This window comes from Bradyrhizobium sp. CCGUVB4N, from assembly GCF_024199945.1.
Taxonomy (GTDB): Bacteria; Pseudomonadota; Alphaproteobacteria; order Rhizobiales; family Xanthobacteraceae; genus Bradyrhizobium.
The window spans coordinates 357,904-377,589 of sequence record NZ_JANADP010000001.1 but is presented as its reverse complement, the minus strand read 5'-3'; the positions used below and the strand labels follow the sequence as shown (position 1 = coordinate 377,589).

At 64.0% G+C, this 19,686-nt stretch carries 20 protein-coding genes; 11 read left to right on the top strand and 9 right to left on the bottom strand.

Annotated features, from left to right (window positions below; all coding sequences use genetic code 11):
* Positions 1-104: 104 nt before the first annotated feature.
* Complete coding sequence (locus NLM31_RS01775) at positions 105-926, top strand: LssY C-terminal domain-containing protein (RefSeq protein ID WP_254191284.1); 822 nt, start codon at positions 105-107, stop codon at positions 924-926.
* A gap of 310 nt (positions 927-1,236) precedes the next feature.
* Positions 1,237-1,737: a DUF1269 domain-containing protein gene (locus NLM31_RS01770; protein ID WP_254196121.1), complete on the top strand. Its 501-nt coding sequence runs from the start codon at positions 1,237-1,239 to the stop codon at positions 1,735-1,737.
* A 146-nt stretch (positions 1,738-1,883) separates the two neighbouring features.
* On the opposite strand, the gene NLM31_RS01765 is transcribed toward NLM31_RS01770, so the two are convergent.
* Positions 1,884-2,765, bottom strand: a complete 882-nt coding sequence (locus NLM31_RS01765; RefSeq protein WP_254127615.1) for a CoA ester lyase — start codon at positions 2,763-2,765, stop codon at positions 1,884-1,886.
* A gap of 110 nt (positions 2,766-2,875) precedes the next feature.
* Here NLM31_RS01765 and NLM31_RS01760 point away from each other — a divergent pair, with 110 nt between their 5' ends.
* On the top strand, positions 2,876-3,520 hold the full coding sequence (locus NLM31_RS01760; protein ID WP_254127614.1) for a carbonic anhydrase: 645 nt from the start codon (positions 2,876-2,878) through the stop codon (positions 3,518-3,520).
* A gap of 130 nt (positions 3,521-3,650) precedes the next feature.
* Here the strand turns inward: NLM31_RS01760 and NLM31_RS01755 are convergent, their stop codons facing one another.
* Positions 3,651-4,685, bottom strand: coding sequence for an aspartate-semialdehyde dehydrogenase (locus NLM31_RS01755; protein ID WP_254191283.1), 1,035 nt, complete (start codon positions 4,683-4,685; stop codon positions 3,651-3,653).
* Between the two features lie 116 nt (positions 4,686-4,801).
* Here NLM31_RS01755 and NLM31_RS01750 point away from each other — a divergent pair, with 116 nt between their 5' ends.
* Entirely contained in the window at positions 4,802-5,590 is a 789-nt protein-coding gene (locus NLM31_RS01750; RefSeq protein WP_254191282.1) for a hypothetical protein, read from the top strand.
* Positions 5,591-5,746: 156 nt separating this feature from the next.
* Positions 5,747-6,133: a hypothetical protein gene (locus NLM31_RS01745; RefSeq protein WP_254127606.1), complete on the top strand. Its 387-nt coding sequence runs from the start codon at positions 5,747-5,749 to the stop codon at positions 6,131-6,133.
* 60 nt (positions 6,134-6,193) lie between these two features.
* Here NLM31_RS01745 and NLM31_RS01740 read toward each other — a convergent pair whose 3' ends face one another.
* On the bottom strand, positions 6,194-6,832 hold the full coding sequence (locus NLM31_RS01740; RefSeq protein WP_254191281.1) for a DapH/DapD/GlmU-related protein: 639 nt from the start codon (positions 6,830-6,832) through the stop codon (positions 6,194-6,196).
* Positions 6,833-6,968: 136 nt separating this feature from the next.
* Complete coding sequence (leuB, locus tag NLM31_RS01735; protein WP_254127602.1) at positions 6,969-8,081, bottom strand: 3-isopropylmalate dehydrogenase; 1,113 nt, start codon at positions 8,079-8,081, stop codon at positions 6,969-6,971.
* A 229-nt stretch (positions 8,082-8,310) separates the two neighbouring features.
* Here leuB and NLM31_RS01730 point away from each other — a divergent pair, with 229 nt between their 5' ends.
* Positions 8,311-9,498 carry a YbfB/YjiJ family MFS transporter gene (locus NLM31_RS01730; RefSeq protein ID WP_254191280.1) on the top strand — a complete coding sequence of 396 codons (1,188 nt, stop codon included), beginning with the start codon at positions 8,311-8,313 and terminating at the stop codon, positions 9,496-9,498.
* A 138-nt stretch (positions 9,499-9,636) separates the two neighbouring features.
* On the opposite strand, the gene NLM31_RS01725 is transcribed toward NLM31_RS01730, so the two are convergent.
* The 4 genes from NLM31_RS01725 to NLM31_RS01710 all read right to left on the bottom strand — a co-directional run bounded on the left by NLM31_RS01725 (position 9,637) and on the right by NLM31_RS01710 (position 12,957).
* The gene (locus NLM31_RS01725; protein WP_254191279.1) at positions 9,637-10,419 is read right to left on the bottom strand and encodes a molybdopterin-binding protein; all 783 of its coding nucleotides are present in this window, start codon (positions 10,417-10,419) and stop codon (positions 9,637-9,639) included.
* Positions 10,420-10,430: 11 nt separating this feature from the next.
* Positions 10,431-11,060 carry a cytochrome b/b6 domain-containing protein gene (locus NLM31_RS01720; RefSeq protein WP_254127594.1) on the bottom strand — a complete coding sequence of 210 codons (630 nt, stop codon included), beginning with the start codon at positions 11,058-11,060 and terminating at the stop codon, positions 10,431-10,433.
* Between the two features lie 174 nt (positions 11,061-11,234).
* Positions 11,235-11,789, bottom strand: a complete 555-nt coding sequence (locus NLM31_RS01715) for a fasciclin domain-containing protein (protein ID WP_194465444.1) — start codon at positions 11,787-11,789, stop codon at positions 11,235-11,237.
* 406 nt (positions 11,790-12,195) lie between these two features.
* Positions 12,196-12,957 (bottom strand): SDR family oxidoreductase, encoded by a 762-nt coding sequence (locus NLM31_RS01710; RefSeq protein WP_254191278.1) that lies wholly within the window; start codon positions 12,955-12,957, stop codon positions 12,196-12,198.
* A 114-nt stretch (positions 12,958-13,071) separates the two neighbouring features.
* On the opposite strand from NLM31_RS01710, the gene NLM31_RS01705 reads away from it, so the two are divergent.
* Complete coding sequence (locus tag NLM31_RS01705) at positions 13,072-14,601, top strand: malonyl-CoA synthase (RefSeq protein ID WP_254191277.1); 1,530 nt, start codon at positions 13,072-13,074, stop codon at positions 14,599-14,601.
* A 187-nt stretch (positions 14,602-14,788) separates the two neighbouring features.
* Here the strand turns inward: NLM31_RS01705 and NLM31_RS01700 are convergent, their stop codons facing one another.
* Positions 14,789-15,649: a TSUP family transporter gene (locus NLM31_RS01700; RefSeq protein ID WP_254191276.1), complete on the bottom strand. Its 861-nt coding sequence runs from the start codon at positions 15,647-15,649 to the stop codon at positions 14,789-14,791.
* A 519-nt stretch (positions 15,650-16,168) separates the two neighbouring features.
* On the opposite strand from NLM31_RS01700, the gene sdhC reads away from it, so the two are divergent.
* Genes sdhC through NLM31_RS01680 form a run of 4 tightly spaced genes read left to right on the top strand, consistent with a single transcriptional unit; the run spans position 16,169 to position 19,614 of the window.
* On the top strand, positions 16,169-16,567 hold the full coding sequence (gene sdhC, locus NLM31_RS01695) for a succinate dehydrogenase, cytochrome b556 subunit (protein WP_254127586.1): 399 nt from the start codon (positions 16,169-16,171) through the stop codon (positions 16,565-16,567).
* Positions 16,564-16,968 carry a succinate dehydrogenase, hydrophobic membrane anchor protein gene (gene sdhD / locus NLM31_RS01690; RefSeq protein ID WP_254127584.1) on the top strand — a complete coding sequence of 135 codons (405 nt, stop codon included), beginning with the start codon at positions 16,564-16,566 and terminating at the stop codon, positions 16,966-16,968. The genes sdhC and sdhD overlap by 4 nt, the downstream gene beginning before the upstream one ends.
* Before the next feature lie 3 nt (positions 16,969-16,971).
* Positions 16,972-18,807 (top strand): succinate dehydrogenase flavoprotein subunit, encoded by a 1,836-nt coding sequence (gene sdhA / locus NLM31_RS01685; protein ID WP_254127582.1) that lies wholly within the window; start codon positions 16,972-16,974, stop codon positions 18,805-18,807.
* Between the two features lie 24 nt (positions 18,808-18,831).
* Complete coding sequence (locus tag NLM31_RS01680) at positions 18,832-19,614, top strand: succinate dehydrogenase iron-sulfur subunit (protein WP_254127580.1); 783 nt, start codon at positions 18,832-18,834, stop codon at positions 19,612-19,614.
* Positions 19,615-19,686: the final 72 nt, after the last annotated feature.

Below are 19,686 nucleotides of genomic sequence, written 5' to 3'. Positions count from 1 at the left end.
CGATATCGTGCCTCACCGAGGGGCTGGTGCAGATATCCTGAATGGCATTGTAGTCGCGGGCTGGAGGGGTATGGTGTCGGGCATCCTGGTGCGAACGAAGCCGCATGACCAACCCAGCCGAGAACGGGACGAAGAAGCGACGGTGGCTTTTCCGTTTGGCAATTGTGCTGTTCGTCTATCTGGCGCTGGCGTATTTCCTCGTGCCCCTGCTGTGGATTCACCACGAGCACGAAGCCGGACTTGCTTCGTTGCCGATGGTCACCAGGACGTCGGACGATATCCCTGCCGATCCCCTGAACGTCGGTATCGTCGGCAACGACGAAGACCTCGTCCGCGCCATGAATGTGGCCGGATGGTTTGCGGCCGATGCCGTGACCCTGCGTTCGAGTGTCGAGATCGTCGGGAGCGTGGTGCTGGATCGCCCCTATCACAACGCTCCCGTCAGCCCGCTCTACTATCTGGGAAAAAAGGAGCAATACGCTTTCGAGAAACCCGTCGGACGCAGCGCGGACCGACGGCATCACGTTCGGTTCTGGAAGGCCCTCGACAAGGGTGACGACGGTCGACCGGTCTGGCTGGGCTCGGCGACCTTCGACCGGGGTGTCGGACTAAGCCACGACACCGGACAGGTCACTCATCATATCGATCCCGACATCGATGCCGAGCGAGATCTCCTGATGACCGATTTGCGCAAGGCCAACGTCGTCAGCAATTTCTTTCAGATCTCGGGCATAGGCCCGACGCTGTTCGGCCGAAATGGCGGTGGCGACCCCTACTACACCGACGGCGAGATCCATGTTGCCGTGCTGGTGCCGGGCGCGGCAAATGGACCTGCCGATCCGCCGACCATCCCACCGCCTTCGCTCATCGCCCTGAAGGACGCCGTGTGGCACGGCATCGCCGGCCAGGCCAAAATCGAACCCTAGCCCTTCCCCATCGCCGCGATCGCAAGGCTGAAAAATATCCGTCACGATTGCGCTTCCCACCGCGAAGCCGACGATTTGATTAAGATCCGCCACGCCTCCATACAAAGGCGCGGACGTACGAGCCTGTGGCGCTTGTTCGACGGCACGTAAGACAATCCCGCTTACTCAATGGCACCGCCTCGGAACATCTCCGAGTTGTGAACGTGCGGAACCTATTAGCTGACGAGAGACGTTTCGGTCTGTGTTAAACGTTGGCCGCGCATATCAAGCGGATCAGGGGCAGCACTTCAAATCAGAACAGGAGTGTTCAATGTCAGACCTTGTTGCGATCGTATACCCATCCGAAGCCAAGGCAGAAGAAGTTCGGCAGAAGATACTCAAGCTCCAGAAGGAATATCTGATCGCGATCCAGGATGCCGTGATCGCAGTCAAGACGGAGGATTCCGTCAAGCTCAATCAGCTCGTGAACACTGCGATGATGGGCGCCGCAAGCGGCAGCTTCTGGGGATTGCTGTTTGGATTGGTGTTCCTGAATCCTCTTATCGGCGTGGCCCTCGGTGCCGGCGCAGGCGCATTGGGTGGCGCGCTGACCGATTTCGGCATCAAAGATAACTTCATGAAGGAGCTCGCCGCGAAGGTGAAATCGGGCGACGCCGTTCTGTTCCTGCTCATCAAGAGCATGACCGCAGACAAGGTTCTCAACGAGATCAAGGATGCGGGAGGGACGGTTCTCAAGACCTCGCTCGATGAAAAGAAGGAACAACACCTGCGCGATACCCTCGCAGCCGCCAGTCAGTCCAAAGCGGCCTAGCAAGGCTGATGCAATCCGTCATTCCGGGGCCCGCGCGGAGCGCGGGAGCCCGGAAATCCACGACCGCCGCGCCGCCAGCTATCAGCGAAGAGCAGCGCGATCGCGCATCGCCGTGACGATGTCGATCGGATGGCTGGGCGCGCGCCCTAGCCCTTCCCCATCGCCGCGATCGCATCCGCGATCTCGATCGTGCGTCGCGCCATGTCGGCGTGCAGGCGCTCGACCATTGCGCCGTCGAGCCGGATCGCACCGCGCGACACGTTTTCCGGCAGCTCGAACGCCGCGATGATTTTTCGGGCGCGCGCGATCTCCTCGTCCGGCGGGGTGAAGATCGCGTTGCAGGCCTCGATCTGCGACGGATGAATCAGCGTCTTGCCGTCGAAGCCGAGATCACGGCCTTGCGCGCATTCGGTGGCAAAGCCGTCGGGATTGTTGATGTCGCTATAGGGGCCGTCGAGGATCTCGAGGCCGGCGGCGCGCGTCGCCAGGATGCAGTGGGTGATCATCGGAAGCATCGCGGCGCGGCCCGGCATCATCTTGATGCGCGTCTCGCGCGAGATGTCGTTCGGGCCGAACACGAAACCGGAGAGGCGCGTCTTCGGATCGCGGCCGGCCACGGCCAGCTCCTCGGCATGCAGCACCGCACGTGCGGTCTCGATCATGGCCCAGACCTTGACGGTCGGCGCCGCGCCGAGTTCGGCGAGATGGTGGCCGATGGTCTGGAGATCCTCGATGCTTGAAACTTTCGGAACCAGGATGCCGTCCGGCGACGCCTTGGCCGCCATCGCGACGTCATCGGCCCACCATTGCGTGTCGAGGCCGTTGGTCCGGATCAGGATCTCGCGCTTGCCGAAGCCTTTTGCGGCGATCGCGGCGGCGATGCCGTCGCGCGCCACCGCCTTGGCGTCCGGAGCGACGGAATCTTCCAGATCCAGGATGAGGCCGTCGGCGGCGAGATTTCGTGCCTTTTCAAGGGCGCGGGGATTGGAGCCGGGCATGAACAGGTGGCTGCGGCGCGGGCGGGTCATGCTACGTTCCTTCCGGTGTCGTCGTCTCTATTATGGCCGAAGCCGATAGCATCTGGCCTGCCTATTCGAAAGGCTTGTTCGCGCTACCGGTATATGATTAGGCATAGGCCATGATCACATTCCCGAAGCATTTGCTGGAAGGCTACAACGCCTTCGCCACTCAGCGGCTGCCGGCCGAGCAGAACCGCTATCGCGAGCTGTCGGTGAAGGGACAGTTCCCGGAAGTGATGGTGATCGGCTGCTGCGACAGCCGCGTCGCGCCGGAGACCATTTTCGACGTCGGCCCGGGCGAATTGTTCGTCGTCCGCAACATCGCCAATCTGGTGCCGGTGTATCAGCCCGACGGCAACGCGCACGGCGTTTCGGCCGCGCTCGAATATGCCGTGACGGTGCTGAAGGTGAAGCACATCGTCATCCTCGGCCACGCCCAATGCGGCGGCATCCGCGCCTTCGTCGACAAGATCGAGCCGCTGACGCCCGGCGACTTCATCGGCAAATGGATGCAGATGTTCATCAAGCCGGGCGAGGTGGTCGAGCAGCGCGAGCGCGAGAGCATGGCGCAATTCGTCGAGCGCATCGAGAAGGCCGCGGTGTTCCGCAGCCTGGAGAACCTGATGACGTTCCCGTTCGTGCGCAAGGCCGTCGAGAGCGGCCAGATGCAGCTGCACGGCGCCTATTTCGGCGTCGCGGAGGGAACGCTGTTCGTGCTGGACCAGGCGAGCAAGGAATTCAGGAGCGCGCGGAGCGTGGTGTAGAGCTGCGTCGGCGCGGTTTGAATTCGTAGGGTGGGCAAAGGCGCAACGCGCCGTGCCCACCATCTTTTCCGATTATGCGCAGGTGGTGGGCACGCTTCGCTTTGCCCACCCTACGAGACCTGTGGCGGGGTTACGCCGCCTTCTTCTTCGCGCTGATCAGCTTGCGGTTGATCAGGACTTCCGCGATCTGGATCGCGTTGAGCGCGGCACCCTTGCGCAGATTGTCGGACACGCACCAGAGCACGAGACCGTTCTCCACCGTGGCGTCCTCGCGGATGCGGCTGATGTAGGTCGCGTCCTCGCCGGCCGCTTCGTACGGCGTGGCGTAGCCGCCCGGTTCCTGCTTGTCGATGACGAGACAGCCCGGCGCCGTGCGCAGGATGCTGCGCGCTTCGTCCGCGCTGATCGGATTCTCGAACTCGATGTTGACGGCCTCGGAGTGGCCGACGAACACCGGCACGCGCACGCAGGTCGCGGAGAGCTTGATCTTGGGATCAAGAATCTTCTTGGTCTCCGCCATCATCTTCCACTCTTCCTTGGTGTAGCCGTCCTCCATGAAGACGTCGATGTGGGGGATGACGTTGAAGGCGATGCGCTTGGGGAATTTCTTACTGACCAGTTCCTGGTTGGTGTAGACGGACTTGGTCTGCGCGAACAACTCGTCCATGCCGTCCTTGCCGGCGCCCGACACCGATTGATAGGTCGACACCACGACGCGCTTGATGGTGGCCTTGTCGTGCAGCGGCTTCAGCGCGACCACGAGCTGCGCGGTCGAGCAGTTCGGGTTGGCGATGATGTTCTTCGTCTTGAAGCCGGCGGTCGCATCCGCATTCACTTCCGGCACGATCAAAGGCACGTCCGGATCCATGCGCCAGGCGGAGGAATTGTCGATCACGACCGCGCCGGCGGCGCCGATCTTCGGCGACCATTCCTTCGACACCTCGCCGCCCGCTGACATCAGGCAGATGTCGACGTCGGAGAAATCGTAATGCTCGAGCGCCTTGCACTTCAGGGTGCGGTCGCCATAGGAGACCTCGACACCGACGCTGCGGCGTGACGCCAGGGCCACGACCTCGTCCGCGGGGAATTTGCGCTCATCCAGAATGTTGAGCATTTCCCGTCCGACATTGCCGGTCGCGCCGACGACTGCGACTTTGTAACCCATCGTTCACTCTCCGATGAAAAAGCCCGTTCCTGAAGCTGACGCTTAAACAGGAAGAGCAGCGCTTCTATGCGAGAACCGGCCTCAAGACAACGTTGGACCATGCCTGAAGGCCGTGGATGCAATCGCCTGAGGCCAGCACGGCCGCAACGCCCACCCAGATCCATCTGGCGCTTGCCAATTTCGCCGACGAGGTCGTCGGCACGCTGGCACGCCTGTTCGCCTATGTGGGGGCGCTGGCGCTGTTTGCCATCCTCGCGCTTGCCGGGCTCGGTCAGCTGCCTGACCTGCGCGACGACGAGCCCGCGGAGAAGCCAGGCTGGGCCGAGGCCTCCCGCTCGCACCCGGCCTTTGCTCTCAGCCGGCTCGATTCATCAGAGAAAACAGCCTCTTACACCATTTTCAGGCATCCCGAGGGCGGCCGGCGCGACGTGATGCGCTGGACCGGCGAGGCCGACAAGCCTGTGGCCGAGCTCGAGATCTACCGGGAAGGCAGCGAATTCGACGTGACGCGGCCGGCGGCCGCGGGCCTCGCCGTCCAGATGGGACTGGGTGCGGCCACCGCGCTCGAGCAGGCCGGCCTGATCGACACCAAATTCGGCCCCGTCGCCCTGTTCCGGCCGACCGGCACAGCGGACGGGACGCCGGCCTGCCTCGGCTACCTCAAGCGCAACGAGGAGCCGGGCTTGCAGATCTCCGGCTTCTCCTGCCAGGGCGACACGATGCCGGCCCGCCGCGCGGCGATCGCCTGCACCCTGAACCGGCTGACGCTGCTCACCTCCGGCAACGAGCCGAAGCTCGCGGAATTGTTCGCCCATGCGGAGCTGAAGCGGCGCTCCTGTGACGCCGGCGGCTCGGCGGACTGGCTGCTGGGTGCCGCCAATGCGCAATTGCGCGGCGCGCTTTGATCCTCATCAAGCTCAAGTCACTGGTACGCATGCAACTTTTGCCGGCGCGCACGATTATTCCGGCGCGGTGTGACTGAATTGACCTAGTTGCGGCCACCCCGGCCGGGCTAGTATGGGGTGAAATCGACTGGCGGCTTGCCGCCTGAAGGGGACGTGATGAGCTCGAATTTCTTTGCCGCGAACAAACTGGCGACGTTGCTTGCGGCGGGCGCCGCGATTGCCGTGGCCTTCGCGACACCGGCTGCGGCCGACACCAAGACCAAGCAGCGCTATGACGATCGCGGCCGGCCGATCTACGGTCCGAGCGGCCCCAATGCGGTCTACCAGCAGGGTCGCACCCGTATCTATGTGAGCAAGCGCTCCTGGCTCGACGGCGGCACCGAGGTCAATCCGGGCGACCGCAAGTTCAGCGACTACGCCTTCCCGCCGGCGGTGGGCTATCCGTCGTTCGCCCGCGAGAACAACAACCGCCCGATCGATCGCCAGCCGCTGCCGACGCCGTCCGATCTCGGCGGCTATCCGCAGAATTTCCCGCTGTACTGAGCGGATCGATTCTCGAATCAGAAAGGCCGGGCTCGCGCCCGGCCTTTTTGTTTTGGGAGATTACGAATTGGCCGCCGGATCGTATCGCCGGCAAAACTCCTCGATCGCCTCCGAGCGGAAATCGGCGAGGCGCTCGAAGATGAGCTGATCCGGCCAATCCCACCAGGCGATGCGGCGCAGGCTGGCCGCGACGGCATCGTCAAACCGCTTGCGGATGGCGCGTGCGGGAACGCCGCCGACGATCGTATAGGGCGCGACATCGCGGCTGACGACCGCGCCGGCGCCGATCACCGCACCGTCGCCGACCGTGACGCCCGGCAGCAGGATCGCGGCATGGCCGATCCACACATCATTGCCGACGATGACGCGATCGCCGCGGCGATCCGCGAAGAAGTCGCGGTCGCGCGACGCGCTCGCCTCGTAATATTCCGGGACATAAGTGAAGCGATGTTGGGAGGCACGGCCCATCGGATGATTGGGCGCGCCGATGCGCACCGAGTTCGCGATCGCGGTGAACTTGCCGATCACGGCATCGGCGACATCGCAGTATTCACCGAGATAGGAGTAGTCGCCGAGCGTCGCGTATTCGATGCGCGTGTGGCTCAGGATCTCGCAGCGACGCCCGATCTGCGCCTCGCGCTGGCGCACCGTGTCATGGATGATGGTTTCCGCGATCTTGGGGCGGGAAGAGGCGTCCATGAGCCAGGCTCCGAGAGCAGGTGCCGTAGGGTGGGCAAAGGCGCTGAAAGCGCCGTGCCCACCATCTCGCTCCAATAGCAACGAAGTCGTGGACACGCTTCCGCTTTGCCCACCCTACGAGAGCTGCGTTCGCCGCTTAAGCGTGCAGCTTCTGCAGTTCCTTCAGGATCGCTTCGCCCATCTGCGTGGTCGAGGCGGCCGTGGTGCCTTCCGACTTGATGTCGGCGGTGCGCAGGCCGCTCGCCAGCACGGCGGCGATCGCGGCGTCGACCTTGTCGGCGAGCGCGCCCATGTCGAAGGAATAGCGCAGCGCCATGCCGAACGACGAGATCATCGCGATCGGATTGGCGAGACCCTTGCCCGCGATGTCGGGCGCCGAACCGTGCACGGGCTCGTACAGCGCCTTGCGCTTCTTGCTCTTGACGTCGACTTCGCCGAGCGAGGCGGACGGCAGCATGCCGAGCGAACCGGTCAGCATCGCCGCGATGTCGGACAGCATGTCGCCGAACAGATTGTCGGTGACGATGACGTCGAACTGCTTCGGCCACTTCACCAGCATCATGCCGCCGGAATCGGCAAGCTGATGCTCGAGCGTGACATCGGGATATTCGCGCTTGTGGACCGCGGTCATGACCTCGTTCCAGAGCACGCCCGACTTCATGACGTTGCGCTTCTCCATCGACGTCACCTTGTTCTTGCGCTTCTTGGCAAGCTCGAAAGCGACGCGGCCGATGCGCTCGATCTCATAGGTGTCGTAGACCTGGGTATCGACGGCGCGCTTCTGGCCGTTGCCGAGATCGGTGATGGTCTTGGGTTCGCCGAAATAGACGCCGCCGGTGAGCTCGCGCACGATGACGATGTCGAGACCCTCGACCGCCTCGCGCTTCAGGCTCGAAGCGTCGGCCAGCGCCGGATAGCAGACGGCGGGGCGGAGGTTGGCGAACAAAGCGAGATCCTTGCGCAGGCGCAGCAGGCCGGCTTCCGGGCGCACCTCGTAAGGCACGGCGTCCCACTTCGGGCCGCCGACCGCGCCGAAGATGATGGCGTCGGCGGCGAGCGCCTTGACCATGTCGCCCTCGGAGATCGACACCTTGTGGGCGTCATAGGCCGAGCCGCCGACCAGGCCCGTATCGGTCTCGAATTTGGCGATCCCGGCCGAATTGAGCCAATCGATCAGCCGCTTCACCTCGCCCATCACCTCGGGGCCGATACCGTCGCCGGGGAGCAGCAGCAATTTGTGGGTCGCCATGGTCGTTCTTCCTCCGTTTCGTCATGGCCGGGCTTGTCCCGGCCATCCACGTCTTGCCTCAACAGCGCCGAAGACGTGGATGCCCGGCACAAGGCCGGGCATGACGGCATCTCGTGAATTTCGGCCGGAGTGCTAGAGCGGCGTTGCGCGCTTGGCAAGACACCATTGCCGCCGCGCGGCTGTGCAAGCCGGGCAGGGCCTGCCACACTGAGGGTCGCCGGAGTACCCCTTGCTCGCCCCAGATCGACCCCCGCCCGTCGCACATCCCGCGCGGCTGATCCTGACCCTGTCGCTGGCCGCGACCGTCGGGCTCGGCATCGGCCGTTTTGCCTATGCGCTGGTGCTGCCCGACATGCGGGAGGACCTCGGCTGGTCCTACTCGGCGGCGGGTTTCATGAACACCATCAACGCCGTCGGCTACCTCGTGGGCGCCCTGGTGGCATCCCGGCTGATCCAGCGCGTCGGCTGGGCGGCGGCGATCCGCGGCGGAACCGTGGCCTGCGTCGCCGCGCTTGCGACCTGCGCGCTGACGGGCAATTTCATCGCGCTGAGCCTGGCGCGCCTCGTGCTGGGCCTGGGGGCCGCGGCCGGCTTCGTCGCCGGCGGCGCATTGGCCGCCACCATCGCGCAGTCGCGCCCGGAGCGGGCCAATTTCCTGCTGAGCCTGTTCTATGCCGGCCCCGGCATCGGCATTCTTTGCTCCGGGCTGATCGCGCCGTTCACGCTGCAATATTTCGGGCCCGGCTCGTGGTGGATGGTGTGGTGGGCGCTGACGCTGCTCTCGACCATCATGACCGTGCCGCTGTTCCTGGTCCGGATCGAGAGCGGCGCGCGTTTCTCGGAAGATGGTCACGGCTCATTCCGGATTCTTCCCGCATTGATCTATCTCGCCGCCTACTTCCTGTTTGGCGCGGGCTACATCGCCTACATGACCTTCATGATCGCCTATGTGCGCGACGGCGGCGGCGGCGCGGCGGCGCAAGCCGGCTTCTGGGGCCTGATCGGCATGAGTGCGTTCGTGACGCCCTGGGTCTGGCGCGGCGTGCTCGCGCTCGATCGCGGCGGTCTCGCCACCGCGATCATCCTCGGCACCAACGCGATCGGCGCCGGCCTGCCGATGCTCGGACATTCGACCGCATGGCTCGCGACGTCGGCGGTGGTGTTCGGCGTCGCTTTCTTCGCCGTGGTCGGCTCGACCACCGCCTTCGTGCGCTTCAACTATCCGCCCGAGGTATGGCCGCACGCGATCGCGGCGATGACGATCTCGTTCGGTGTCGGCCAGACGCTCGGCCCGATCGTGGTCGGCGCCATCACCGATGCGCTCGGGAGCCTGAGTTACGCGCTGAACGTCTCTGCGGCGCTGCTGGCGTTGGGGGCGGTGCTATCGTTGCTGCAGAGGAAGGTGGGGCCAGTATAATTTAGCGTCGTCCCGGCGAAGGCCGGGACCCATACCGCGTGATCTATCGATGGCGATCGGTCAAAGTACCGAACCACGAATCTTCGCCAAACCGGGCCTTGTGGTTTTGGGTCCCGGCCTTCGCCGGGACGACAACAGCTAGCTTCCGCTGTACGAATTGTACCCCTGGTCTTCCCAATAGCCGCCCTTGTAGTCGTTGGTGACTTCCATCGAGACGACGTATTTCGGGTTCTTGAAGCCGAGCTTCGTCGGCACGCGGATCTTCATCGGGAAGCCATAGGCGCGCGGCAGGGTCTCGCCAGCGTATTTGAACGTCATCTGCGTCTGCGGGTGCAGCGCGGTGCGCATGTCCAGCGGCGAATTGTAGCCGTCCTTGTCGGCGCATTGGAACCAGACGTATTTCGCACGCGTGTCGGCGCCGATCAGTTTCAGGAAATCGCGCAAGGGCGTACCGGTCCAGCTGCCGATCGCACTCCAGCCTTCGACACAGATGTGGCGGGTGATCTGGGTGAACTGCGGCAGCTTGGTGAGCTCGGGCAGCGTCCACGACTTCTTGTTGTCGACGAGGCCGCGCACCTCGAGCTTCCAGTCATCGGCCTCGATCTCCGGCGCGTCATCGAGATCGTAATAGGCGTTGAACGGGAACGGCTTTGTAATCGCGCTCTCCGGAAACGTCGGCGCCAGCGCGTCGGGATTGAAGATGAAATCCTGCACGGCGTCGTTGAATTTCGAGATCTTCGCCAGCATCGTGTCTGCCGAGGACGAGTCGATCACGTCGCAGCCGGTGAGCAGCGACAGCGCGCCGAGGCTGGCGCCGCCGGCGATGAACCGGCGGCGGGTGACGTCCGGCATGGTCTTGAGGGAGTCCTTGATCAAGAGCCGCTTGTCGACGCCGGGGATCAGGAATGAACGCTTGGCCATGACTTCCTCCCTCAACGACCGATGATCATCGCGCGCAGGCTCTTCGGCACCAGCAGCGCAAGCAGCACATGAATGACGAGGAAGGCGCAGATCGCGGCCATGCAGAAGAAATGGACGTAGCGCGCGGTCGGGTAATCGCCGAACAGCGTCACCAGCCAGTGCAATTGCACCGGCTTCCACATCGACAGGCCCGACAGCACGATCAGGACGCCAACGACGATGATGCCGGCATAGAGCGCGCGCTGCACGTAATTGTAGACGCTGAGATCGTCATGGCTGAGCTTGAAGGTCAGCGCCGCCCTGACGTCGTGGAGCACGCCCGCCGGCGTGATCGGCAGCAGTTTCTTGCGGAAACGGCCGGAGACGAAACCGGTCACGAGATAGGCGAGGCCGTTCACCATCAGCAGCCACATCGCCGCGAAATGCCAGAGAAGACCACCACCGAGCCAGCCGCCCAGCGTGTACTCGCGCGGGAAGCTGAAGCCGAACAGCGGCGAGGCGTTGTAGATCTGCCAGCCCGACAGGATCATCAGGATCATGGCGACCGCATTGGTCCAGTGCATCACGCGGACCCAGACCGGCTGGATCGCCTTGGCCGGCTTGGCGCCGATGTGCTCGTCCGTGACTGTAAGGCTCGACATGATGGTTCCGTCCTGAACGTCGTGTGTCAGCGATTATACGCCGCTCCGCCCGCCTTCGTTACGCCGGGCCGGGACACGAATCGCCGGCCATGGCGGTCACAATAAAGCGAGCCGGGTCTCCCCGGCTCGCTGTTTCGCCGCATCCTGTGGGGGATGAAACAGGGGTGCGCGGTGTTACGTTGCCGGCATCAGCACGGTGTCGACCACATGGATCACGCCGTTGGACTGGTTGACGTTGGAGATCGTCACCATCGAGGTTCCGCCCTTGGCGTCGACGATCCAGACCTTGCCGTCCTGCTTCTTGACGGTCAGCTCCTCGCCCTCGACGGTCTTGAGCTTCTTGCCATCGGTCAGGTCGGAGGCCTCGAGCTTGCCGGCCACGACATGGTAGGTGAGGATCTTGGTCAGCGTCGCCTTGTTCTCAGGCTTGACCAGGGTGTCGACGGTGCCGGCCGGCAGCTTGCCGAAGGCGGCGTTGGTCGGCGCGAACACCGTGAACGGGCCCTTGCCTTCCAGCGTCGGCACCAGGCCGGCCGCCTTCACCGCCGCGACAAGCGTCGTGTGATCCTTCGAGTTGACGGCGTTCTGGACGATGTTCTTCGACGGGAACATCGCGGCGCCGCCGACCATGACGGTCTTTTCCTCGGCGCGAGCGGGCGCGATGACGGTCGCGGTGATGGCCAGCGCGCTGAAGGCAGCAGCGGTGAGATAGGCAATGCGCTTCGACATGGAGAAACTCCCGATTGGATTGTGACCGGCAATTCGCCGGCGTTTGCGTTGGGGCAACAACGGCGACTGCGACCGTTTGACGTGAAGCAGCAGCGCGTCGTTGGCCGAACTACGGGACGGTCTGCGAAGGGGTTTCGAGAAATAATTTATTGTGATGCGTGAAACTATGGGGCGTTGTGACCGTGTGGTGGGTGCGCCGTCATTGCGAAGAGCGAAGTGACACACTCCGCTGTCGTCCCGGACAAGCGCAGCGCAGATCCGGGACCCCTAACCACAGGGAGTGGTTTGGCAAAGACTCGGAGTTACCTTCTCGCGCCGCAACTTCTCCCTGTGGTTATGGGTCCCGGGTTCGCGACTACGTCGCGCCCCGGGACGACGGGCGGAGATTGTGGCGCACGCCTCCGCACTAATCCCTGTTGTTCGGCGTCTGAATGAACCCGCGATTGTGCGTCGGGCTGATCAGGAGTTCGTTGATGCAGACGCGTGGCGGCATACTGGCGATGAACGCGATGGTGCGTCCCAAATCTTCCGACTGCAGCATCTTCGCCTGCTCTTCCTCGCTCGGCACCACCGGGCGGAGCTTCAGGATCGGTGTCGCCACCTCGCCCGGCATCAGGCAGCAGGCGCGCAAGCCGTTGACGCATTCGTCCATGTTGAAGGAATGGGTCAGCGCCAGCACCGCATGTTTGGTCGTGGTGTAAGCGGGCCCCGGCATCTTGGAGACGTGGCGACCGGCCCAGGACGAGACGTTGATGATCGAGCCGTCCTGCTGCTTGCGCATCGTCGGCAGCACCGCGCGCATGCAATAGAGCACGCCATTGAGATTGACCTGGACCAGCCTGTCCCAGCCCTCCAGTTCCATGTCCTTCCAGTTGCGCCTGGGGACGTTGATGCCGGCATTGTTCACCAGCAGGTCGATGCGGCCGTGCTTGGCGACGATGTGATCGGCCGCCGTCTGGGCTTCGGTGGCGTTCGACACGTCCAGCGCCAGCGCCTCGGCGGTCCCGCCGGCCTTGGCGATCTTCGCAACCACGGTATCCAGGGCTGACTGCCGCCGGCCGGAGACCACGACGATCCAGCCGTCGGCCGCAAGCGCCTCGGCGCCGGCCTCCCCGATCCCGCTGCCGCCGCCGGTGACCCAGGCTACGCGTTTCCCATTTTTGGTCATGCAAACTGTCTCCGTTGCTTCATTGGGGCGGTTTTTGCTAATCCAGCCCTCGGTTTTGACCGGCCTTGTCGTACGAGCCTTGTCGTACAAGCCTTGCGGTCGAGGAAATCTTGCATGAACCCAGCTGCCAACGCCAATCTGTTTTCCCGCCTGTTCGATGGCCTCGACGATCCCAAGCGCCTCGCCATCGAGACGCAGGACGGCGCCCATATCAGCTATGGCGATCTGATCGCGCGGGCAGGCCAAATGGCGAATGCGCTGGTCGCGCGCGGCGTGAAGCCCGGCGACCGCGTCGCGGTGCAGGTGGAGAAATCAGTCGCCAATATCGTGCTGTATCTCGGCACGGTACGGGCCGGCGCGGTCTATCTGCCGCTCAACACCGCCTATACGCTGAACGAGCTCGATTATTTTATCGGCGATGCCGAGCCGTCGCTGGTGGTCTGCGATCCCTCCAAGGCCGAAGGCCTCGCGCCGATCGCCGCCAAGGTGAAGGCCAAGGTCGAGACATTAGGGCCCGACGGCAAGGGCTCGCTGACGGAAGCCGCCGACAAGGCGAGCCACGAATTCGCGACCGTCTCCCGCGCAAACGACGATCTCGCCGCGATCCTCTACACGTCGGGCACCACCGGCCGCTCCAAGGGCGCGATGCTCAGTCACGACAATCTCGCGTCGAACTCGCTCTCGCTGGTCGATTACTGGCGCTTCACCGACAAGGACGTGCTGATCCACGCGCTGCCGATCTATCACACGCACGGCCTGTTCGTGGCGACCAACGTGACGCTGTTCTCGCGGGCGTCGATGATCTTCCTGCCGAAGCTCGATCCGGACCTGATCATCAAGCTGATGGCGCGCGCCACCGTGCTGATGGGCGTGCCGACGTTCTATACGCGCCTGCTGCAAAATCCCGCGCTGTCGCGCGAGACGACCAAGCACATGCGGCTGTTCATCTCGGGCTCGGCGCCGCTGCTCGCCGAAACCCATCGCGAATGGTCGGCGCGCACGGGCCACGCCGTGCTCGAGCGCTACGGCATGACCGAAACCAACATGAACACGTCGAACCCCTATGACGGCGAGCGCGTTCCCGGCGCGGTCGGTTTCGCCCTCCCCGGCGTCTCCGTGCGCGTGACCGAGCCCGAGACCGGCAAGGAATTGCCGCGCGAGCAGATCGGCATGATCGAGGTGAAAGGCCCGAATGTCTTCAAGGGCTATTGGCGCATGCCGGAGAAGACCAAGTCCGAATTCCGGCCCGACGGCTTCTTCATCACCGGCGACCTCGGCAAGATCGACGACAAGGGCTACGTCCACATTCTCGGCCGTGGCAAGGATCTCGTGATCTCCGGCGGCTTCAACGTCTACCCCAAGGAAATCGAGAGCGAGATCGACGCCATGCCCGGCGTGGTGGAGTCCGCCGTGATCGGCGTGCCCCATGCCGATTTCGGTGAGGGCGTCACGGCGGTACTGGTCTGCAACAAGGGCGCCGATGTCACCGAGGCCGCCGTCCTGAAAGCGCTCGACGGACGCCTGGCAAAGTTCAAGATGCCCAAGCGCGTCTTCGTCGTCGACGAACTGCCGCGCAACACCATGGGCAAGGTGCAGAAGAACGTGTTGCGCGATACGTACAAGGATATTTACGCGAAGAAGTGAGGAGACGGCTCGTCGCGGGTTTTGCGACGAGGACCATCCGCACAACGCGCTGTCATGCCCCGGCTTGACCGGGGCATCCAGTACGCCGCGGCCTCTCGGCTCAGTCACCGCTGTCTCTGGAATACTGGATCGCCCGATCAAGTCGGGCGATGACAGCGGAACGCTTGGTGAGCGCGGGTCACCCCGATCACTGCCCGCCCACAAGACTCATCACAAACCGGCTGCCCACGATAAACAGATAGCATCCGAACGCGACCTCCAGCGTCCGCTTCGACATTGCATGTGCGGCCTTCACACCGAGCGGCGCCGTCACGAGGCTCATCGGCATCACCAGCACGGCGCCGATCAGCGAGACGTAACCGAGCGCGAACGGAATTTGCAGCGCTGCGACGCTGGGATACGTCGCCGCGGCCGGCCAGCCGGCATAGACGTAGCCGAGCGCGCCGGGGATCGAGATCAGCACCGCCAGCGCCGAGGAGGTCGCGACCGCCTGATGGATCGGCCGGCCGTAGAAGGTCATCAGCAGGTTCGAGAACAAGCCGCCGCCGATGCCCATCAGCGTCGACAAGATGCCGACGCAGAAGCCGTAGACGCGCATCAAGGGACCGCGCGGCAGATCGTCGCCGAGCTTCCAGGTCTCGCGCGCGAAAATCAGTCGCACGGCAGCCGAATAGGCGACGCAGACGAAGACGATCTTGAACAGCCGCTCCGGCGCGTAGCGCGCGACCACGCTGCCGGCGACGACACCGATCAGGATCGGCAGCCACCAGACGCGCAGGATCGACATGTCGACGGCGCCGCGCTTGTGATGCGCCTGGAACGAACGGATCGACGTCGGGATGATGACCGCGAGCGATGTACCGACGCAAAGCGGCATGCGCACGTCCAGCGGCACGCCGGCAATGCGAAAACATTCGTAAAACACCGGCACCAGAATCGCGCCGCCGCCGATGCCGAACACACCGGCCAGAAACCCGGAGAGCGCGCCGACTGCGATCAGCAGCAGCGCGAGCTCCACGAGTTCACGAATATCAAGACCTGCAATCACCCGGACCTGCCCCGACAACCGGCCGCAACGTCTCCGATTCGTCCGCTCGGAATGAGCTGCGCATGAAGCTGTAGGCGATCCGATCTGCGCGGTCGACACGACGCGCCTTCCGGCTGGGGTGGAATGCAAGTTGCGCATATCCGCCGCCGGACGGAAAATCGATGCGCAGGACGGAAATCGCGAATGGTCCGTCGGTCAACCGCGTTGCTTCGGGGCGCTGAACTGACTGGTTCGAACCGTGGCAAGCGCGCGGTGGCTTAGAGCCGTTCCAATAGTAATTTCAATGGGCCTCGCCCACCGCCATAAAGAGTGAATTAATGTTCGATTTTTGGTCGGTGCACCATCGATCTGGTATACCAAGGCCCTGATTGGCTTGTTGCATCAACGCCGTAAGGCTGAACTGCGATTCGATTTATGGCGATTTGGTGATTGCGCCGGCCAAATCGACTCCGTAAATAGAGCCGACCTTTCGCGATCCCCGCGCGCCCCCTGCTGGGCCGCCATAAACATCAAAAGCCCATGACCGCACGGATCGAACGACCGCTTTCACCACACATGCAAGTCTACCGCTGGACGTTGACGATGGCGCTGTCCATCGTCCACCGCGCCACCGGTATCGCCCTCTACGTCGGAACCCTGCTGCTGGCCTGGTGGCTGATCGCTGCAGCCTCCGGCCCGGCCGCCTATGCCCACGTCCAGGCCTTCACCGGCAGCATCATCGGCCGGCTGATCATGTTCGGCTACACTTGGGCGCTGATGCACCATATGTTGAGCGGTATCCGGCACTTCGTGTGGGACCTTGGCTACGGCTTCAAGGCCAATGAGCGCGAAGCGCTGACCTGGGGCGCCCTGATCGGCGGCATCGCCCTGACGGTGCTGATCTGGATCATTGCCTACGCGACCGGAGGTGGACGATGAGCACGGCTGATACGCCGAAGCGCAGCATGCGCACCCCGCTCGGCCGCGTCCGCAACCTCGGCGCCGCGCATTCCGGCACGTCCGATTTCTGGCGCCAGCGCCTGACGGCGGTGGCGATGGTGCTGCTGATGCTCCCCGTGATCGTCGTCATCATGATGCTGCTCGGCCGCAACCAGGCCTATGCGAAGCAGATCCTGGGCTCGCTGCCGATCGCCATCATCATGGTGCTCTTCATCATCGCCAGCGCCTGGCACATGAAGATCGGCATGCAGGTCGTGATCGAGGACTACGTCCACAACGAGAAGCTCAAGCTCGCGACGATCATGCTCAACAATTTCTTCTCGATCGCGGTCGCGCTCGCGTCGATCTACGCGATTCTCCAACTGTCATCCGGAGTGTAACCCATGGCCAACGCGACGAATGGCAAGGGCAACGGCGCTCCCGCCACCAACGGCAAAGCCTATCCGATCGAGGACCACACCTATGACGTCGTCGTGGTCGGCGCCGGCGGCGCGGGCCTGCGCGCCACGGTCGGCTGCAGCGAAGCCGGCCTGAAGACGGCCTGCATCACCAAGGTGTTTCCGACCCGCTCGCACACGGTCGCGGCGCAGGGCGGCATCTCGGCTTCGCTCGGCAACATGCACAAGGACGACTGGCGCTGGCACATGTACGACACCGTGAAGGGGTCGGACTGGCTCGGCGACCAGGACGCGATCGAATACATGGTGCGCAACGCGCCCGACGCGGTCTACGAGCTCGAACATTGGGGCGTGCCGTTCTCGCGCACCGAGGACGGCAAGATCTACCAGCGTCCGTTCGGCGGCATGACCACCGAGTTCGGCAAGAGCCAGGCGCAGCGCACCTGCGCCGCCGCCGACCGCACCGGTCACGCCATGCTGCACACGATGTATGGTCAGTCGCTGCGTCACGCGGCCGAGTTCTTCATCGAGTTCTTCGCCATCGACCTGATCATGGACGACCAGGGCACCTGCCGCGGCGTCATCGCGCTCAAGCTCGACGACGGTACGCTGCATCGCTTCCGCGCCCAGACCGTGATCCTCGCGACCGGCGGCTACGGCCGCGCCTACGCCTCCTGCACCTCGGCGCACACCTGCACCGGCGACGGCGGCGGCATGGTGCTGCGCGCCGGCCTGCCGATGCAGGACATGGAGTTCGTGCAATTCCACCCGACCGGCATCTACGGTTCGGGCTGCCTCGTCACCGAAGGTGCGCGCGGCGAAGGCGGCTACCTCGTCAATTCCGAGGGCGAGCGCTTCATGGAGCGCTATGCGCCGTCGGCAAAGGACCTGGCGTCACGCGACGTCGTCTCGCGCGCGATGACCATCGAGATCCGCGAAGGCCGCGGCGTCGGCAAGAAGAAGGACCACATCTTCCTTCATCTCGACCATCTCGATCCCGCGGTGCTCGCCGAGCGCCTGCCGGGCATCTCCGAATCCGCAAAAATCTTCGCCAATGTCGACGTGACGCGCGAGCCGATCCCGATCGTGCCGACCGTGCACTACAACATGGGCGGCATTCCGACGAATTATCACGGCGAAGTGCTGACCAAGAAGGACGGCGACGACAACGCCATCATCCCGGGCCTGATGGCGATCGGCGAAGCCGCTTGCGTCTCCGTGCACGGCGCCAACCGCCTCGGCTCGAACTCGCTGATCGATCTCGTCGTGTTCGGCCGCGCCGCGGCGCTCCGTCTCGCCGAGAAGCTGACCCCGAACGCCAAGCAGCCCGAGCTGCCGGCGAACTCGGCCGATCTCGCGCTCGGCCGCCTCGACCATTATCGCTACGCCTCGGGCGGCACGCCGACCGCAAAGCTGCGCGAAGGCATGCAGCATGTGATGCAGAACAACTGCGCCGTGTTCCGCACCGGCGACGTGCTGAGCGAAGGCCAGCACCTGATCGAGAAGGTCCACAGCGGCATCACCGACATCGCCGTGTCCGATCGCTCGCTGGTGTGGAATTCGGACCTGATCGAGACGCTCGAATTCGACAATCTGATTTCGCAGGCGGTGGTGACGATGGACTCGGCCGCCAACCGCACCGAGAGCCGCGGCGCGCATGCGCGCGAGGACTTCTCCGCGCGCGACGACAAGAACTGGATGAAGCACACGCTGGCCTGGCTCGACGACAACGGCAAGGTCAAGATCGAGTACCGCCCGGTTCACGACTACACCATGACCAACGACGTGCAGTACATCCCGCCCAAAGCGCGCGTGTACTGAGCGAACAGCGAAAGCCTTATCGAAATGGTTGAATTCGCACTTCCGAAGAACTCCAAGATCACCGGCGGCAAGACCTGGCCGAAGCCCGCGGGCGCGACCGAGACGCGCGAGTTTCGCGTCTATCGCTGGAATCCGGACGACGGCAAGAATCCGAGCGTCGACACCTATTACGTCGATACCAATGATTGCGGTCCGATGGTGCTGGACGGCCTGATCTGGATCAAGAACCACATCGACCCGTCGCTGACCTTCCGCCGCTCCTGCCGCGAAGGCGTCTGCGGCTCCTGCGCCATGAACATCGACGGCCAGAACACGCTGGCCTGCACCCGCTCGATGCACGACGTGAAGGACGGCGCGGTGAAGATCAACCCGCTGCCGCATCAGCCGGTGGTGAAGGATCTCGTTCCCGACCTCACCAATTTCTACGCCCAGTACGCGTCGATCGAGCCTTGGCTGAAGACGACCTCGCCGACGCCGCAGAAGGAATGGCGCCAGACCCACGAGGATCGCGAGAAGCTCGACGGCCTCTACGAGTGCATCCTCTGTGCCTGCTGCTCGACCTCGTGCCCGAGCTATTGGTGGAACAGCGACCGTTATCTCGGTCCGGCCGCGCTGCTGCAGGCCAACCGCTGGGTGTCCGATTCGCGCGACGAGGCCACCGGCGAGCGGCTCGACAACCTCGAGGACCCGTTCCGGCTCTATCGCTGCCACACCATCATGAACTGCGCCAAGGCCTGCCCGAAGGGCCTCAACCCGGCCGAAGCCATCGCCGAGCTCAAGCTCAAGATGGTCGAGCGCCAGATCTAGGCGCTGCGGACACCGTCCCCCCCGGCCAGGACGGCCGGGGTATGCTACGACCGGGCCTGCTTCGGGTAAAAT

What these genes read in the sequence shown, in the direction of transcription:
- NLM31_RS01775 (WP_254191284.1), top strand. Translation starts at nt 105, where the DNA reads ATGACCAACCCAGCCGAGAACGGGACGAAGAAGCGACGGTGGCTTTTC.
- NLM31_RS01770 (WP_254196121.1), top strand. Translation starts at nt 1,237, where the DNA reads ATGTCAGACCTTGTTGCGATCGTATACCCATCCGAAGCCAAGGCAGAA.
- NLM31_RS01765 (WP_254127615.1), bottom strand. Translation starts at nt 2,765, where the DNA reads ATGACCCGCCCGCGCCGCAGCCACCTGTTCATGCCCGGCTCCAATCCC.
- NLM31_RS01760 (WP_254127614.1), top strand. Translation starts at nt 2,876, where the DNA reads ATGATCACATTCCCGAAGCATTTGCTGGAAGGCTACAACGCCTTCGCC.
- NLM31_RS01755 (WP_254191283.1), bottom strand. Translation starts at nt 4,685, where the DNA reads ATGGGTTACAAAGTCGCAGTCGTCGGCGCGACCGGCAATGTCGGACGG.
- NLM31_RS01750 (WP_254191282.1), top strand. Translation starts at nt 4,802, where the DNA reads ATGCAATCGCCTGAGGCCAGCACGGCCGCAACGCCCACCCAGATCCAT.
- NLM31_RS01745 (WP_254127606.1), top strand. Translation starts at nt 5,747, where the DNA reads ATGAGCTCGAATTTCTTTGCCGCGAACAAACTGGCGACGTTGCTTGCG.
- NLM31_RS01740 (WP_254191281.1), bottom strand. Translation starts at nt 6,832, where the DNA reads ATGGACGCCTCTTCCCGCCCCAAGATCGCGGAAACCATCATCCATGAC.
- leuB (WP_254127602.1), bottom strand. Translation starts at nt 8,081, where the DNA reads ATGGCGACCCACAAATTGCTGCTGCTCCCCGGCGACGGTATCGGCCCC.
- NLM31_RS01725 (WP_254191279.1), bottom strand. Translation starts at nt 10,419, where the DNA reads ATGGCCAAGCGTTCATTCCTGATCCCCGGCGTCGACAAGCGGCTCTTG.
- NLM31_RS01720 (WP_254127594.1), bottom strand. Translation starts at nt 11,060, where the DNA reads ATGTCGAGCCTTACAGTCACGGACGAGCACATCGGCGCCAAGCCGGCC.
- NLM31_RS01715 (WP_194465444.1), bottom strand. Translation starts at nt 11,789, where the DNA reads ATGTCGAAGCGCATTGCCTATCTCACCGCTGCTGCCTTCAGCGCGCTG.
- NLM31_RS01710 (WP_254191278.1), bottom strand. Translation starts at nt 12,957, where the DNA reads ATGACCAAAAATGGGAAACGCGTAGCCTGGGTCACCGGCGGCGGCAGC.
- NLM31_RS01705 (WP_254191277.1), top strand. Translation starts at nt 13,072, where the DNA reads ATGAACCCAGCTGCCAACGCCAATCTGTTTTCCCGCCTGTTCGATGGC.
- sdhC (WP_254127586.1), top strand. Translation starts at nt 16,169, where the DNA reads ATGACCGCACGGATCGAACGACCGCTTTCACCACACATGCAAGTCTAC.
- sdhD (WP_254127584.1), top strand. Translation starts at nt 16,564, where the DNA reads ATGAGCACGGCTGATACGCCGAAGCGCAGCATGCGCACCCCGCTCGGC.
- sdhA (WP_254127582.1), top strand. Translation starts at nt 16,972, where the DNA reads ATGGCCAACGCGACGAATGGCAAGGGCAACGGCGCTCCCGCCACCAAC.
- NLM31_RS01680 (WP_254127580.1), top strand. Translation starts at nt 18,832, where the DNA reads ATGGTTGAATTCGCACTTCCGAAGAACTCCAAGATCACCGGCGGCAAG.